The organism is Muricauda sp. SCSIO 64092 (assembly GCF_023016285.1).
Lineage (GTDB): Bacteria > Bacteroidota > Bacteroidia > Flavobacteriales > Flavobacteriaceae > Croceivirga.
Genome location: NZ_CP095413.1, coordinates 802,790 through 819,735 on the forward strand (window position 1 = coordinate 802,790; position 16,946 = coordinate 819,735).

A 16,946-nucleotide genomic window follows, 5' to 3' on the forward strand; every position below is an offset into this window, starting at 1 on the left:
TCAATAGGGTTAAAAAAATTATTAGCTTTGTCTAAAAATTTATTGAGCTTATTTTAAACCCCAATTCATGAGGTCAAAAAAATACCTTTTGTTGTGTTTACTTATCACTACCACATCCATCTTTTCGCAGAACGATCAAGCAACGATTTCGGGTCAAGTTACTTCCAACAATGAACCCGTACCCTTTGCCACCGTGTTTGTGAAAAATGGTACCAATGGTACCACCTCAAACGCCGATGGATATTATGAACTCAAGGTAAACCCTGGAGCGTTGTCGTTGCAGGTCAGTTCACAGGGCTACCGAAAAACAGGAACGACGATTACGGTTTCCGCCAACGAATCGGTTACCCTTAATTTTGAGATAATCGAAGATGTACTGGGCTTGGATGAAGTGGTCATCAGTGCCACACGAAACCGTGTGGAACGCAGGAGTGCCCCTGTTGTGGTATCGACTTTAAAACCAAGGTTGCTTACGGCAACACAATCCATTTCCTTGGCTGATGGCCTGAATTTTGCTCCCGGGGTCCGTGTGGAGACCAATTGTCAGAACTGTGGTTTTACACAGGTACGCTTAAATGGTCTGGATGGGGCATATACCCAGATTCTGCTGAATAGCAGACCCATATTTACTTCCTTATTGGGGGTGTATGGCCTGGAACAGATTCCAACAAATATCATTGAACGCGTTGAGGTGGTCCGTAGTGGTGGTTCCGCACTCTATGGTTCCAATGCCATAGCGGGAACCGTTAACGTGATTACCAAGGACCCTGTTCTAAATACCTGGGAAATTGGAAGCAATCTTGCCCTTATCGATGGCGAACAACCCGATCGCTTATTGACCTTTAACGCTTCCATTGTGGCCGATGACCTTAAAAGTGGGATAACCATGTTCGGCACCTATAGAAATCGGGAAGCATACGATGCCAATGACGATGGTTTTACGGAAATAGTGGAACTTAGGAACAATACCGTGGGGGCAAAAGCATTTTTACGCCCTACCGACCGCAGTCGGATCTCGGTCAATTTAAATGCCATACGCGAATATCGCCGGGGAGGGGATCGTTTGAATCTGGCCCCACAGTTTACCGATATTACGGAAGAATTGGATCACGATACCTTTATTGGAGGAGCGGACTATGAACTCACCAGTAAGGACAATACCGGAAAATTCCAGGTATATACCTCCGCATCCTATACCAATAGGGATAGTTTTTATGGTGGCCTTGGAGGAGGACGTACCGAACAGGACAGTGTTTTGGCCAATAATGCCTTTGGTAGTACCAGGGATTTGGCCTGGGTAAATGGATTACAGTACACCAGGACCTTTCAAAACAAAGATGTCCTTACCGTGGGTACCGAATTCAACCACGCAAATACAGAGGATATCATTCCGGGCTATAATCGTTTGATCGATCAAAGCGTAAACTCCTTGGCGGCCTTTGCACAATACGAATGGAAACCCACTGAGAAATTCACCGCCCTTATCGGTACCCGTTTGGATAATGTACGTGTGGATGGAGATTATACCATTGGCGGAATTGACAGAGGAGTTGATATTAACCAAACGGCCTTTTCCCCCCGCTTAACGTTATCCTATCAATTTACCGAAGAACTAAAGTTAAGGGGAGGCTATGCACGGGGATTCCGGGCACCACAGGCCTTTAATGAAGACCTTCATATTTCAAGTGTTGGGGGTGAGCCGCAGTTCGTTATCCTTTCCAATGACCTGGACACGGAATATTCAAATGCCTATACCAGTTCGTTGAATTACTCGAAAAATGTAGGGTTGCTACAAATGGATTTTCTGATAGAGGGTTTTTACACCACCCTGGAAAATCCCTTTACTTTGGTAAGTACGGGAGCAGTATTGGAGAATGGCTCCATTTTGGAAGAAGTGCGTAACGGAGAGGGGGCACAGGTCTATGGTTCCAACTTTGAATTTGGGGTTTCCCCCAATCCAAAATGGCAGTTTCAATTGGGAGGCACCCTGCAAAAAGCTGAATTTGACGAACCCCAAATTTTATTCGAATCCGATGGGACTCCGGGAGAATCGGATATTATTATTGAAGAATTTGTGCGCGTGCCCAACCTCTATGGATATCTAAATTCCACATGGATTCCCAATGAAACCTTCAATATAGACCTCACTGGGACCTATACGGGAAGCATGACGGTGCCATTGGTCATCAGTGATACCGGTTTTTTACAGCTGAACGAGGTGGACACGTTTTTTGACCTCAATATCAAATTGGAATCCCATATCGATTTTAATGAAAACTTTATGACGACATTCTTTGCCGGGGTGCGAAACATTTTCAATAGTTTTCAGGACGACTTTGATGTAGGACCAATGCGGGATTCGGATTATATTTACGGACCCGCTGCACCAAGGACCTTTTTCTTTGGGGTTAAATTTGGAAAGTTACATTAGATTGGGATGCTATGAACTTGAGGATATCGTTATGGTTTGGCTGTTGCTTGTTCTTCACATGCGTATGCCATTCCCAACAGGCAACAATCAATTGGTTGGATTTTGAGCAGTTGGAAGACTCCCTTGCCATAAAGCCCAAAAAAGTATTCATAGATTTTTATGCAGATTGGTGTGCCTACTGCAAGAAAATGGACAGGGCCGCTTTTAGGGATGAAGGGGTCGTTGCCCAATTGAGCAGTAATTACTATGCGGTTAAAATGAATGTCGAATCCAAGGACACCATCTATTTTGGAGGGGATACTTTTTATAACAGGGAATTGGGCAAAAAACGAAACCCAACCCACGAAATCCCTTTGCTCCTGGCTTCCAGGGAAGGAAGCCCCTTTTCATTGCCCGCTATTGTAATCCTGGACGAAAAGTTCCAGATGAGTGAACGCCATTTTGAATATATCCCACCAAAAGTGATGTTGGAAATACTTGCCGACTAACGCTCCTAGGCCACCTTTTTTTCGCGTTCCATGGCAAGAAAGTGGGTAAGTCTGTTTTCCGAGTCGTACAAGGGCAAAACATCAATCTGGCATTGGTATTCTTCGCCATTTTTGCGGTAATTGGTAATCGCGGCCTTAAAACGCTTCTCTTCCTTTAACAACTGCCGTATTTCATCCCTCGTAGCTTCAGAGGTATTCGTGCCGTGGAGAAAGGTAGGGCGTTTGCCTATGGCAAAGTCCTTGGCATATCCCGTCATTTCCTTAAATCCGTTATCGGCCCATACAATTTCCCTATTGGAATCGGTAACCACAAGTGCTTCATAATCCGTTGTTTCCAGAACTTCCTGGATGCTTGGGTCAATGCTTCTTTTTAATAGGCATCCCAATTGTTTCAAATCGTTTTCCACTTTCAATTTTTTCAATAGTTTGTGGTAATTCTCCAGATGGAAATCAAAACTTAGAATAGGTGAAATGTAGCTTTTCTTTTTGAGTACCATAACCAATTTTTTTTACATGTCAATTGACAAAAACAATAATAGGAAAGGTACGAATTGGTATTGTGGGCAAAAATGACCGTTGTCAGTATTTAAGGGGAAAGAAGCACTTATCTTGGTTTTTACATAGAAGGATATATAAATTATGGTTGTATTCTCATGTTACATATAATTTTTCCAAATATCGTGGTGACAATTTAGATTATTACGACATTTAATAAGTAAACGATAAAAAATGAAAAAAATATTTTTACTGTTAGGAGTTACCGGAATGATTCTTAACGTCAATTCCCAAGAAAACAAAATTGAATCAACCGGAAACGTAGGGATTGGAACAATAAATCCAAATTCAAAATTAGAAATCTTATCTTCTGCCCATGATACCCCTGTTTTGAATATTATTTCGAAACCCTTTACAAGTGGGAGTTCCGATAATATATTCCAAATCAGACAAAATTCCGATGGAGATGGTTGGTTACAGGTTGGTGATCGATTTACAAACTCTGGTGAACCAAACAAAGTTAGGATTCATAGTAAAGGGAATTCATGGCTAAACGGAGGTAATGTAGGGATTGGAACAATAAATCCAAGTTCAAAGTTAGAAATCTCATCTTCTGCCCATGATACCCCTGTTTTGAATATTATTTCGAAGTCCTTTACAGGTGGGAGTTCCGATAATATATTCCAAATCAGACAAAATTCCGATGGAGATGGTTGGTTACAGGTTGGTGATCGATTTACAAACTCTGGTGAACCAAACAAAGTTAGGATTCATAGTAAAGGGAATTCATGGCTAAATGGAGGTAATGTTGGAATTGGCACTACAAACCCAGATATGAAACTCACTGTAAAAGGAAATATTCATGCAGAAGAAGTAAAAATAGACCTAAATGTTCCTGCTCCAGATTACGTTTTTAAGGACAGCTATCAATTAAGAAGTCTTGAGGAACTGGAAAATTTCATCAAAGACAATAGTCACCTACCAGAAATTCCGTCTGCAAGGGATTTTGAGCAAAACGGTATTATGCAGGCAGAAATGGATATAAACCTCCTTAAGAAAATTGAGGAGTTGACTTTATATACAATTCAACAAGAAAAGAAAATCAAAGCGCAGGCTAAAAAAATTGAAAATCTAGAATCCTTGAACAATAAGTTCCTTGAATTGCAATCCAGACTGGAAAAACTGGAACTCAAAGAATAATAATCCTATCCTCACAAAGCACTGCCTTGAAAATAGCCCAAACAAAAAAACGCCAGGCAAGCTTGGCGTTTTTTCTTATCGAATCATGTATTCGTGACCTTAAAGGGAGAAAGTTCAAACTTTTGGAAAGAAGATATTGAAATCATTATCAAAGAATCATTTCACATTAGTAATAATACTTTAGGGAAGGCTACAGTAAGATTAGTAAAAACAATATCGTTTTTTGATTTAAAATCTTATCTTATTGTAAGATTTTAATTATATTTTATGGGTAATTCTAAAATAATATCATTTTTCATTCTGTTTACATTATTGCTCATTCTTATTGGATGTAACTCTTCTATTCAGCATAGAAAATATAATTTAGATATAGAGGATGGAAAATCTGCGAATGGATGGTTTAGTTGGTCAGGCGAACGGGTTTTAATTGATAACATTGGTCATTCTGGAAATTTTTCAATAAAACTAGCATCCACCAAAAGGGGGATGAGCAAAAAAGTTGGTTTTGGAATACCAGCAAACTATGAAGGTGATAGCATTCAACTTAAAGGTTATATTAAAACAAAAGGCATCAAAAATGGTGCTTCTGGTCTTTATATAAGAACCGAAGGCTCAAAAATGGGTTATTCCAAAATAAAAATTGATGAAACAGAATCCGAACATAGTGAAGAAGGCACCCATGATTGGAAAAAATATGAGGTTTCCATCCCGTTGACAGATGATGTCGAAGGTATTTTTGTCGGGGGTTTTATGAATGGTTCTGGCGAGGTTTGGTTCGATGACCTTGAAGTAAGAATAGACGAAAAAGATATACAAACGCTGGAAGAAAAAGATAAAAAAATTGCTTTGGCTATTTTGGACAGAGAATTTGATTATGGATCAAAAATAGAAATACAAAACGTAGACAATAATCTGATTGAAAACTTGGATCTCTTGGGAAAAATCTGGGGATTTCTAAAATATCATCACCCAAAAATTGTGAAAGGAAAATATAATTGGGATTATGAACTATTTCGATTTTTACCTAAATATATAAAAGCTAAGGAAAAAGGGAAAAGAGACGAATTGCTTATCCAATGGATTGGCGGCTTTGGTAGAGTATCTAAGGCAATAGGCAAACAAGATGATTCTCGTAGAGATGTGTTTTTGGAACCCGATCATGATTGGATGAAGGAAAATGACATGTCTCCCGTGTTATTGTCAATTCTAAATAAAATATACAAAAATAGATTTCAAGGGCAAGAAAAACAATATTACGCTTGCAAACCAAAGGAAGGAAATCATATTAGGTTTACCCATGAGGATCAATACTTTATGTTTGAAAACCCTGATGATGGTTATAGATTATTGGCTCTTTATAAATACTGGAATATTATTCAATATTTTTTTCCTTACAGACACTTGATGGACAAAAACTGGAACAATGTCTTAGAAGAAAATATACCGATTTTTATCGAAGCAAACACTAGGTTGGATTACGAGATGGCTTTGTTATGTTTAATAAATGACATAAATGATACACATGCTCAGTTATATCGGGACAATAGCCTATGGCACAGAAATATAGGGAATTATTACCCTCCCTTTGCTGCTAAGTTTCTAGATAGTAGTCTTGTAGTGACTTCTATGGTTCCGTTAAATTCAAATAAGAACGTGAAGGGCCTTTTTCCGGGCGATGTAATAACTCATGTTAATGAAGTTTCCGTTGCTCGAGTAATAGACAGTCTCTCCCCTTACTATCCGGCATCCAATACTACGGCGAAATTGAGAAACATTTCCAAAGATATTCTAAGGTCAAAAACCAAAACAATAGACATTTCTTATATTTCTAAGGGTAAAACAAAAAGAAAAACCATTAACCTATATTTAAAAAGTAATCTTGACATTGAAAGGAATGTGGTAAACAAAAGCCATAAAATATTGGAAGGAGATATAGGATACTTAAAATTGAGTAAGGTACATGCAGGTGAAATAGACGAGATTAAAAGTGCATTTTCCAAAACCAAAGGAGCGATAATAGATATTCGTGAATATCCTTCTGGCTATGCATCAAAGCTATGGACATATTTTGTGGAAGAATCCACACCTTTCGCAAAGTTTACTTATGGAAACCTTGACAATCCGGGCGAATTTTATTTTTCAAAAACAAGGTTGGTGGGAGACGGTTTAGACAATTCCAAGGAAACCTATAAAGGTAATATCATTGTGCTGGTCAACGAAAATACCCAAAGTATGGCAGAATTTACTTCAATGGCTTTTAGGGCCAACCCCAAGACAGTCATAATTGGAAGTACAACAGCAGGAGCTGATGGAAATACTAGCGTAATCAATCTTCCAGGAGGGCTAACAACATATATTTCGGGAATAGGTGTCTATTACCCAAATGGAGGGGAGACACAAAGGGTGGGGATTGTTCCTGATATTGAAGTAAAGCCAACAATTGGCGGTATTAAAATAGGAAAAGATGAACTTGTGAAAAATGCTATAAAATTAATCGATTCGTTGAATAATGTTCATTGACACCCAAATTAGATGGCTATGTTTTCTGAGTCTAAAAAATGATGTATTAACATGTTGAAAGAGCATCAAATATTTAAATAGATGATTTTAAAGTAATTGTATGCTGAAGTTAGGTTACTGTTCTGAAAATATCTCTCAAGCCAAACTTTTGGAAGACAGCAAATAATCTTAAAATATGACATATGAACAATCAACATTTGAAAAGTAAACTCCAAGAAATCAATAGCGTTATAAGTAAAGAATACAAAAGTATAGATCAAATAGGGGTTTTGTCAGGACTTTCAGGAGTTGCGCTATTCTCATATCATTATTCAAGGTATATTTTAAATAGAGTAGAAAATAAAGTTGGTGAGGATATTATAGAATTGATTATTAATAAAATTAATGATGGTTATCAATATCCTACATTCTGTACAGGGCTTGCAGGTTTCGGATGGATGATAGACAATCTACAAAATGAAGGTTTTATTGATTTGCCCACGGATGAATTGCTTTCTCAATTTGACCTTTATTTGTATGAAATGATGATTTTGGACATTAAATCAGGTAACTACGATTTTTTGCATGGGGCAATAGGGTACAGCATTTATTTTTTGTCTCGCTACAAAAGCACCAAAAAAAACAGGGAAGCCTTCATAGGGAGCGCACCCACTATCTATCTTTGGTCACCGATGCCTTTAGCAGAAGGATAATGGGATACCATCTCAGCGATGACATGGGTGCGGAAAATGTGGTCAAGGCCCTGAGAATGACCATCCGCAACAGGGTTACGGACAGGTCTCTTGTACACCATTCCGATAGGGGATTGCAATATTGCTCCGCCATTTATCAAAAGGTGTTGGCCGAACATCATATCGAACCCTCTATGACAGATGGCCATGATTGTTATCAAAATGCCATGGCAGAACGTGTCAACGGTATCTTGAAGAACGAATTCCTTGTTCATTCCTGCAATACGGCAAAGGAACTGAAGCAATTGATCCAAGAATCGATAAAAACATACAATAACGACAGACCACATCTGGCCCTGAATATGAAAACACCTAATTTTATACACAACAAAAAATCCTGTGGAGCTAGCTCCACAGGATTCGTTTAATCTTTAAAAACCGTCAACCTATTTTAGAACGACTCAGTAGAGCCATTATCTCACCAATAATCCTACCATGGCTAAAAATAGTATTTTTTTCGGACAGCCGATTTTCATGTAGCCTTACCCTTTCTGTAGGCTTCAATTGGAAACAAGATTGGGCAATGAGGGAATAAATAGTTCAAACCTTAAAAAGTCGGTAAAATTGGCATTGGATTATGCCTGTAACCTACCGTCATTGTGGAAATTAGGAGATTTGGAAACCAAACGGGCCATCCAATATATGGTGTTCCCCGACGGGATTCGGTATGACTTCAAAAACAAGCTAGTTCAAACTTTTCGGGTCAATGAAATTTTCGCCGCAATCTCTTCGTTTTCAGTCAATTTGAAGGAAATAAAAAACGGGAATTTCCACTCGATTTGTGAAAAATCCCGTTTAGTGACCACGGAGGGATTCAAACCCCCGACCGCTGGAGCCGAAATCCAGTGCTCTATTCAGCTGAGCTACGTGGCCAATTTATTTCTAACAATGGTGGAGATGGTCTTCCCATCGGCCTGTCCTGCCAATTCCTTGGTCACCACACCCATTACCTTCCCCATATCCTGCATTCCGGATGCTCCCAATGCATCTATGGTCTGTACCACCACTTTTTCTATTTCCTCTTCGGTCAATTGTTCGGGCAAAAACCGTTCGATAACCGCAACTTGCGCCAATTCCGGTTCTGCGAGGTCTTCCCTGCCCTGCTCCTTAAAAATGGCAGCACTGTCCTTGCGCTGCTTTACCAGCTTTTGAACCAACTTCGCTTCATCTTCCTCAGAAAGTCCTGCTCCCCCACCCTTTTCGGTTTGCGCCAACAATATGGCCGATTTAATGGCACGCAATGCTTCCAAAGCAACGGTATCCTTTGCTTTCATTGCCGTTTTTAGCTCCGTCATTACGTTTTCCTGCAATCCCATACCATACTATTGTTAAGGGCTGCGAAGATAGAAAATAAACCCGAAAATAGTACAATATTTTCGGGTCTAAACGCTCCATTAAAATGGAAACAAACTAAACACTACTAATCAACATTGTCATGGAGAAATGAATTATTGGAGCGCAGTTGAATTTCATCATTACTGTCTTCCCCTAAACTCATCCGAGAGACCTTTTGTTCCTTTGGATTTTCATTTAAATCAATTCCCTGGCGCTTGTACGCAGGCTCCTTTTCAATATCATCCACACTCTTTCTATTGTTCTTAAAGGTGTAATTGAAATTTTTTAGTTTACGTTTGCGTTCTTCGGCTCGTTCTTTCAATAAATCACTTATTGACGTATTAAAGGGGTCTACATTGCCATCCCCTCCTGTTTCCTTTTCTGAGGAAGCCTCAGTTTTTATAGTCTTTTTCTCAAAGACCAATTCGTTCTCCACTAATTTTGGTTCATGGGTCTCGGCAACGGAACGGGCACCGGTGAGTTGGGTCTCCAACTCCATATATTCTTCCAGGTTATATCGTGTTTCACCATCCAAATTGTAGTCCAGGACCGGACTCACTTCCACATACTCTTGAACTTCCATATCCTTTGTCTCCTTGTCCAGATCAAAAGTGATGGTATTCTCAAAAGGCTTTTCCTCTTTCATCTCGTTTAAAGGCATATCAAAGGTCAATGTGATTTGATCCTCCTCGAGTTTTGGAGAGACAACTTCAGCATCAATGACATTGATGTCATTAATAACGTCCTTAGCTTCTATAATAATGAAATCGTCATCCATGGTGGTACTGGCCACAACCTCTTCTACAGGCTTTGGCAGCACTTCCTCATAAAACACATTGAAGTTTCGAATATAATTGGTAGTGGGTATGATATCGGACTCCGGTTCCCCAGGCTCTTCTTCCAAAGTATGCTTGATTACCGGTTCCCCCTCCGCAGCTTTAGTGAAGGTAGGCTTACTGACCATAGTGCTTTCCGAGCTTAGGTTTTGGACTGCCTTTTGCTCATCTTCCAAAGTGTGGATAATCTTTTTGGATTCCGTATTCACAATGTCATCTTGCTGGTCCACTGCAAAACCGGTGGCTATCACGGTTACTGCTATGGCATCCCCTAAATTCTCATCTTCACCAACACCCATGATGATATTTGCACCATGACCAGCCTCTATTTGGATATGGTCATTGATTTCACCAATCTCGTCTATCGTAATTTCCTGCGTACCGGAAACAATGAGCAACAAAACATTTTTAGCACCAGTAATTTTGTTGTCATTCAACAATGGGGAATCCAAAGCTTTCATAATGGCCTCATTGGCCCTTCCTGAACCTGAAGCGGTTGCGGATCCCATAATTGCCGTACCACTATCGGACAGGACGGTTTTAGCATCCCTCAAGTCAATGTTCTGCGTGTAATGGTGGGTAATCACTTCAGCGATACCACGAGCTGCTGTGGCCAATACCTCATCTGCTTTTGAGAATCCGGCCTTGAAACCGAGATTACCGTAAACTTCCCGAAGCTTGTTATTATTGATGACAATCAATGAATCCACATTGGAACGAAGTTTTTCAATACCCAACTGAGCCTGTTTGCAACGCATGGCACCTTCAAACTGAAATGGAATGGTGACGATACCCACCGTGAGAATATCCATTTCCCTGGCAACCTTGGCAATGACGGGCGCTGCTCCCGTACCTGTTCCACCCCCCATTCCGGCAGTAATGAATACCATCTTTGTGGTACTTTCCAGCATCTCCTTAAGATCCTCCATACTTTCCAGGGCGGCCTGTTCCCCAATTTCCGGATTGGCCCCTGCGCCAAGGCCCTCGGTGAGGGAGACCCCCAATTGAATCCTGTTGGGCACCGAACTATTGTCAAGTGCCTGTGCGTCCGTATTGCAAATAACAAAATCCACACCGTTGATCCCGGCCTGGTACATATGGTTTATGGCATTACTACCTCCACCGCCAACGCCTATTACTTTTATGACGTTGCTTGTGTTCTTTGGTAAATCGAATGCGATGTTATCAAATTCATTGTTCTTACTCATGGTGCTGTTATATTTTGTGGGTGTGTATCTAAATTCTTATTCTGCGTTGTCTAAAAAGTCCTTCAGTTTTTCCGACCATTTATCAAAAATGGTTTTTCGTTCTTTCACCTGAACGGTATTTCCTGCGGCTTGGGCCTCCTCGCCCGCCAACACCTTTTCAGGTTCTGGGTCAACACTTTCCTGTTGCTGATTTTTGGCATCGGATTGCACTGCGTTCATAAGAAGTCCAACCGCCGTGGCATATAGTGGGCTTGCGATTTCATCATCGGAATCCCCTGCCAAGTGTTCATTGGGGTATCCAATTCTGGTATCCATCCCCGTAATGTATTCCACCAATTGTTTTAGGTGCTTTAACTGACTTCCACCACCGGTAAGTACGATTCCGGCAATGAGTTTTCTCTTCTGCTCTTCATGTCCATAGTTCTTGATTTCCACATACACCTGCTCTATAATTTCAACAACCCTGGCGTGGATAATCTTGGAAAGGTTCTTCAGGGTAATTTCCTTGGGTTCCCTTCCCCTAAGTCCGGGTATGGACACAATTTCATTATCCTTGTTTTCCCCGGGCCAGGCCGATCCAAATTTGATTTTGAGCAACTCTGCCTGCTTTTCTATAATGGAACAGCCTTCCTTAATGTCCTCGGTAATGACATTGCCCCCAAAAGGGATAACTGCGGTATGGCGGATGATCCCATCCTTAAAAATTGCCAAATCACTGGTACCGCCACCTATATCTATTAAAGCCACACCTGCTTCCTTCTCTTCCTGGCTCAGTACCGCTTCTGCCGAAGCAAGGGGTTCCAAGGTGATATTCCCTAAATCCAATCCGGCACTTTTAATGCACCTACCAATGTTCTTTATGGATGAAACCTGACCTACCACCACATGGAAATTGGCTTCCAGTCGACCACCGTACATGCCAATGGGTTGTTTGATCTCCGATTGGCCATCCACCCGGTATTCCTGTGGTAGCACATGGATAATTTCCTCCCCGGGCAACATCACCAATTTGTATACTTGGTTGCACAACTTGTCCAAATCATTTTCATTGATGACTTCTTCAGCATCCGATCTGGTGATATAGTCACTATGCTGTAAGCTTCGTATATGTTGTCCGGCAATACCCACCACAACGGAACCGATTTTCAAACCCGCATTCAATTCTGCCTGTTCCACTGCTTGTTGTATGGAAGATATCGTTTGGGTAATATTGTTGACAACACCCCTATGGACACCCAAACTTTTTGAACGACCCGTGCCCAAAACCTCTATTTTACCATATTCGTTCTCACGGCCAATGATGGCCACAATTTTGGTTGTCCCAATGTCTAACCCGACTGAATACTTACCTTGTTCCATAATTTATATTTTGGTGCAAACCACTTGATTATCAAATTCCAAACTCACTACGGCATATTTTCCCAACGTCTTGTCCCTGGTTGCTTTTAAATAAAAAGCCATGAAGTTCTTGAACTTCTCGTCCAAGTTTTCCACATCTCCAAGATTTACCACAAAATCCTCCACCCTTAACTTCAATTGGTAGTTCCCTTCATCCTTGATATGGATCCCTATTACATTTTTTCTCAAAAAGTCATCCCTATTAATGTAATCCAGGATAACATAGGCGTCCTCCAGACTCTTGCCCGTAATCTTACCTGTAATAATGGGAACACGGGCTGAGTGGTACCTTGACAGCGGCATATGTTTTCCCTCATCATCCAGATAGAACCTGTTGACCCCTTCTATTCTTCCAATAGGATTACGTTGAACGATTTCTGAAATAAGTTTCCCCTCAATTGAGAAGTAGACTTGGGCGTTTTTAACCATAGGATTGGACTCGATAATCTCTTCTATGGTATTCAAAACTACTTGTTCTTTTTTCCTGTTTTTTACGCTGCCGTAATTTTGTATTAACAATTTATTAACTGCGTCTTCGGTGATATACAAATCGCTCTCTCCCAGAAACTTGATCTGTATATCATCAATTTTTCTATTTTTCCCCCTATAGTCCGCAAAACCATACAGCCCCACAATGGCCAGAATCAAAACCGACAGTTTTATATAATTCCAATTAACTCGCATAGGCTAATGCTTTTTTGATTTTAGGAACTTCCAAACCAATGTCCCCTGCACCCAGGGTAATCAATACATCTGGTCTATCATTTTGTATCTCCATCAATAGGCCTGCTTTTTCAACCAACTTTTTATTGGGATTATCGATTTTCTTCAATAGCCAGTCCGATGTAACTCCTGGAATTGGCTTCTCCCTTGCAGGATAAATATCCAGAAGGAATATCTTGTCGAACTTTGCCAAGGAGGTTGCAAATCCGTCTACGAAATCCTTGGTCCGACTGAACAAATGGGGTTGGAACACCACCGTCATGAACAGATTGGGATGCATCTCCGAAACTGCATCATAGACTGCTTCTATCTCTGCTGGATGATGGGCATAATCATCAATAAATACAAAGTCCTTTTCCTTGATTTGATAAGAGAATCTCCGCTGTACCCCTTTAAAGGATTGAAGTCCCCGAGCCAGTGGTTCGGCTGGAAATCCAGCTTCCACCGCCATGGCAAAGGCAGCAAGCGCATTCAATAGATTATGTCTTCCCGGTTTTTGGAACATTACTTCCTGCAAAGTCCCGGAAGGGGTATGGATATCAAAAAGATAAACGCCTTTTTGAATCCGAATGTTTTTTACACAATAATCCGCTCCATCCTCAATACCGTAGGTGATGCCTTGCAAAGGCAAACCCTTTTTTACCAAAAGCTTACCCGTTGCACCGAGTTTTTTGGCAAACTCCTCAAATGCCCCGATCAGATCGGATACCGTGCCGTAAATATCCAAATGGTCCGCATCCATCGAGGTCACACAGGCCACATTTGGGGAAAGCTGTAAAAAGGACCGATCAAACTCATCTGCTTCCACTACGGAATACGTATTGCCCTCAAAAACAAAATTGCTATTAAAATCCTCCGAAATCCCCCCAAGGAAAGCCGTAAAAGAACTGTCCACCTCCTTTAGCAAATGGGCCAGAATGCAGGAAGTGGTTGTTTTCCCGTGGGTACCCGCAACGGCAAAACAAAAGGTATCCTTTGTGATAAGGCCCAAAACCTCGGAACGCTTTTTGACCTCAAATCCGTTCCCTCTAAAATAACAGAGTTCGGAATGTGTGTTTGGTACGGCAGGAGTGTACACCACAAGTGTGGAACCCGCCTTGGTGAATTCTTCGGAAATATGCACAACGGAATCCTCATAATGAACGGCTATACCTAGATTTTCCAATTCCCCGGTCAGTGGGGTGGCCGTTTTATCGTATCCGGCCACTTCCTTGCCAATGTAAAGGAAATAGCGCGCTAAGGCCGACATCCCTATGCCTCCTATGCCAATAAAGTAAACGCTATGTATGTCCCTTACTTTCAATTCAAAAGTTTTTCTATCTCATCCACAATGTGACCTGTTGCATTGGGCAAGGCCAATTTTTTTATATTCTTTCCAAGCGTCGCTTGCCGCTCTTTTGAATGCATCAATTCCTTAAAGACGGCCTCAAATTCCCCATCCAACCGGGATTCCTTCAACAGCAAAGCGGCGTCTTCCTTTACCAATGCCAAAGCATTTTTGGTCTGATGGTCTTCCGCGACATTGGGCGATGGAATAAAGAGTACGGGCTTACCCACAATGCACAGCTCGGAGACCGAACTTGCCCCAGCCCTTGAAACAATAACATCGGCAGCTGCAAAGGCTTTGTCCATATTGTTGATAAATGGTACCACTTTGACTTCTTCCGAAGTATGTTTTACATAGTCCTCCACATACAGTTTCCCACATTGCCAAAGCAGCTGAATTCCCAATTCCTTGAAAAAATCCAACTTAGCCTCCACCAACTGATTGATTCGCCGCGCTCCCAGGCTTCCCCCTAAAATGAGGAGTATGGCTTTGTTTGGTTTTAATCCAAAAACCTTTGCTGTTGTTACTTTGTCCAATTGTGTATTTACCAAATCCGCCCGAACCGGATTTCCAGTTTTCACGATTTTTTCCTTTGGAAAATAGCGCTCCATACCATCATAGGCGACGCATATTTTTTCGGCCTTACCGGCCAAAAGCTTATTGGTAATACCGGCATAGGAATTCTGCTCTTGTAACACACAGGGAATTCCCTTGCCAGAGGCCACCCTTAAAAGTGGACCGCTTGCAAAGCCACCGGTGCCAATGACAACATCGGGTTTGAATTGGTTTACTATTTTTCCTGCACTCAACAAACTATGCATCAATTTTATGGGAAACATCAAGTTTTTAAACGTTAGTTTCCGTTGAAGTCCGCTTATCCAAAGGCCTTTGATCGTGTAGCCTGCCTGCGGAACTTTCTCCATTTCCATTTTGTCCTTTGCCCCTACAAATAAAAAATTGGTAGTAGGATACCGCCTTTTTATTTCATTGGCAATCGCAATGGCGGGATAAATATGTCCGCCAGTCCCTCCTCCGGAAAGTATGATCTTATAATTGCCCACTTAATACTTCCAAAGGGTTGGTATCATCAACTTCCGCCGAAGTTGTTTCCTCTTGTTTTTTATCACTCGCGCTCAACACTATTCCTATGGCCAAACAAGTCATCCATATTGAGGTTCCCCCCATGCTTATCAAGGGTAATGGCTGACCTGTGGTTGGAAATAATTCCACAACCACGGCCATATTTATAAATGCCTGAAATACGATGGGCAACCCCACTCCTATCACCAGTAATTTGGCAAAAACCGATTTGGCCGAATTGGCTACCACTACTATTCGAAATAGCAGCAATAGGTAAAAGAACAGCAAGCCCAAACCACCAACAAGTCCATATTCCTCTATAATGATGGCAAATATGAAATCCGAGGTGCTCTGCGATAACAGATTTTTCATCACACTCTTTCCAGCACCCTTGCCCACCAGGCCACCTTCCGCAACGGCCATTTTTGCATATTCCACCTGTCTTGACGCATCTGCCGAAGCTTTTTCGGGATATAAAAAGGTTTCAATACGGTTTTTCCAGGTAAGTGCCCTTTGCGACGGAATCTTGTCCGGAGCCGCAAACAATACGGTTATGAACATGGCCACGACAAGCAGACCAACGCCCACCATACTTAAAAGATACTTTAAGGGATAGCCGCCCAGAAAGCACAACATCAATACCATAAAGCTTAAAATGGCTGCCGTGGAAAAGTTTTCGGGTAAAATCAGGGCAATGACCAAAGCCGTGGGAATCCATAGTGGTAAAATACTGTCCTTAAAGGTGATGTGGCTATCCTTGATTTTGGTCAAGTACCTGGCTATCCAGATCATAAGGACCACGGAGGCCAGGGTGGAGGTTTGAAAATTCACTCCGATGACCGGTATGCGAATCCATCTATTTGCCGTTACTTCCCCAATTTGGGTTTCCACGGTCAAGGTGTATGCCAAGAGTGGTATGATAATGGGCATTGCTATCAGGGACAGGCCTTTAAAGTAATGTGTAGGTATCCGGTGTACGGCATAAATGATCATGAAACCCAAAAACAGTAATACGCCATGTTTTACCAAATAACCAATGGTCGTACCTGCATCCTTTACATAGACCAAATTGGTACTTGCACTATACACCGGTAAAAAGGAAAATAGTGCCAAAAGGGCAACAATGCCCCAAATAGCCCGATCTCCCCTTAAATTGCGCAATAGTGCTTTCATC

At 41.3% G+C, this 16,946-nt stretch carries 13 protein-coding genes, 1 tRNA gene and 1 pseudogene; 6 read left to right on the forward strand and 9 right to left on the reverse strand.

Annotated elements, in window-relative coordinates; all coding sequences use genetic code 11:
- Positions 1-67: 67 nt before the first annotated feature.
- Positions 68-2,431, forward strand: coding sequence for a TonB-dependent receptor (locus L0P88_RS03215; RefSeq protein WP_247133196.1), 2,364 nt, complete (start codon positions 68-70; stop codon positions 2,429-2,431).
- A gap of 11 nt (positions 2,432-2,442) precedes the next feature.
- Positions 2,443-2,919, forward strand: a complete 477-nt coding sequence (locus L0P88_RS03220) for a thioredoxin family protein (protein ID WP_247133197.1) — start codon at positions 2,443-2,445, stop codon at positions 2,917-2,919.
- Between the two features lie 5 nt (positions 2,920-2,924).
- Here L0P88_RS03220 and L0P88_RS03225 read toward each other — a convergent pair whose 3' ends face one another.
- Positions 2,925-3,416: a PAS domain-containing protein gene (locus L0P88_RS03225; RefSeq protein ID WP_247133198.1), complete on the reverse strand. Its 492-nt coding sequence runs from the start codon at positions 3,414-3,416 to the stop codon at positions 2,925-2,927.
- A 232-nt stretch (positions 3,417-3,648) separates the two neighbouring features.
- On the opposite strand from L0P88_RS03225, the gene L0P88_RS03230 reads away from it, so the two are divergent.
- The 4 genes and pseudogenes from L0P88_RS03230 to L0P88_RS03245 form a co-directional block, all read left to right on the forward strand.
- The gene (locus L0P88_RS03230) at positions 3,649-4,614 is read left to right on the forward strand and encodes a tail fiber protein (protein ID WP_247133199.1); all 966 of its coding nucleotides are present in this window, start codon (positions 3,649-3,651) and stop codon (positions 4,612-4,614) included.
- A 267-nt stretch (positions 4,615-4,881) separates the two neighbouring features.
- Positions 4,882-7,134 carry a S41 family peptidase gene (locus L0P88_RS03235; RefSeq protein ID WP_247133200.1) on the forward strand — a complete coding sequence of 751 codons (2,253 nt, stop codon included), beginning with the start codon at positions 4,882-4,884 and terminating at the stop codon, positions 7,132-7,134.
- A gap of 182 nt (positions 7,135-7,316) precedes the next feature.
- The gene (locus L0P88_RS03240; protein ID WP_247133201.1) at positions 7,317-7,826 is read left to right on the forward strand and encodes a lanthionine synthetase LanC family protein; all 510 of its coding nucleotides are present in this window, start codon (positions 7,317-7,319) and stop codon (positions 7,824-7,826) included.
- A pseudogene (locus tag L0P88_RS03245) lies at positions 7,775-8,233 on the forward strand (IS3 family transposase); the annotation flags it as partial. The gene L0P88_RS03240 and the pseudogene L0P88_RS03245, both read left to right, overlap by 52 nt.
- A 431-nt stretch (positions 8,234-8,664) precedes the next feature.
- On the opposite strand, the gene L0P88_RS03250 reads toward L0P88_RS03245, so the two are convergent.
- The 8 genes from L0P88_RS03250 to L0P88_RS03285 all read right to left on the reverse strand — a co-directional run bounded on the left by L0P88_RS03250 (position 8,665) and on the right by L0P88_RS03285 (position 16,945).
- Positions 8,665-8,738: transfer RNA gene (locus L0P88_RS03250), tRNA-Arg, on the reverse strand.
- Positions 8,729-9,181, reverse strand: a complete 453-nt coding sequence (locus L0P88_RS03255; RefSeq protein ID WP_247133202.1) for a GatB/YqeY domain-containing protein — start codon at positions 9,179-9,181, stop codon at positions 8,729-8,731. Before L0P88_RS03255 ends, L0P88_RS03250 begins: the two co-directional genes overlap by 10 nt.
- A gap of 104 nt (positions 9,182-9,285) precedes the next feature.
- Positions 9,286-11,244, reverse strand: a complete 1,959-nt coding sequence (ftsZ, locus tag L0P88_RS03260; RefSeq protein ID WP_247133203.1) for a cell division protein FtsZ — start codon at positions 11,242-11,244, stop codon at positions 9,286-9,288.
- A 36-nt stretch (positions 11,245-11,280) separates the two neighbouring features.
- Positions 11,281-12,603 carry a cell division protein FtsA gene (gene ftsA, locus L0P88_RS03265; protein WP_247133204.1) on the reverse strand — a complete coding sequence of 441 codons (1,323 nt, stop codon included), beginning with the start codon at positions 12,601-12,603 and terminating at the stop codon, positions 11,281-11,283.
- A gap of 3 nt (positions 12,604-12,606) precedes the next feature.
- Positions 12,607-13,326 carry a cell division protein FtsQ/DivIB gene (locus L0P88_RS03270; protein WP_247133205.1) on the reverse strand — a complete coding sequence of 240 codons (720 nt, stop codon included), beginning with the start codon at positions 13,324-13,326 and terminating at the stop codon, positions 12,607-12,609.
- Positions 13,316-14,668, reverse strand: a complete 1,353-nt coding sequence (gene murC / locus L0P88_RS03275; RefSeq protein WP_247133206.1) for a UDP-N-acetylmuramate--L-alanine ligase — start codon at positions 14,666-14,668, stop codon at positions 13,316-13,318. The genes L0P88_RS03270 and murC overlap by 11 nt, the downstream gene beginning before the upstream one ends.
- Positions 14,665-15,753, reverse strand: coding sequence for an undecaprenyldiphospho-muramoylpentapeptide beta-N-acetylglucosaminyltransferase (murG, locus tag L0P88_RS03280; RefSeq protein WP_247133207.1), 1,089 nt, complete (start codon positions 15,751-15,753; stop codon positions 14,665-14,667). The genes murC and murG overlap by 4 nt, the downstream gene beginning before the upstream one ends.
- A complete protein-coding gene (locus L0P88_RS03285; RefSeq protein ID WP_247133208.1) occupies positions 15,740-16,945 on the reverse strand; it encodes an FtsW/RodA/SpoVE family cell cycle protein in 1,206 nt (401 codons plus the stop codon). The genes murG and L0P88_RS03285 overlap by 14 nt, the downstream gene beginning before the upstream one ends.
- Position 16,946: the final 1 nt, after the last annotated feature.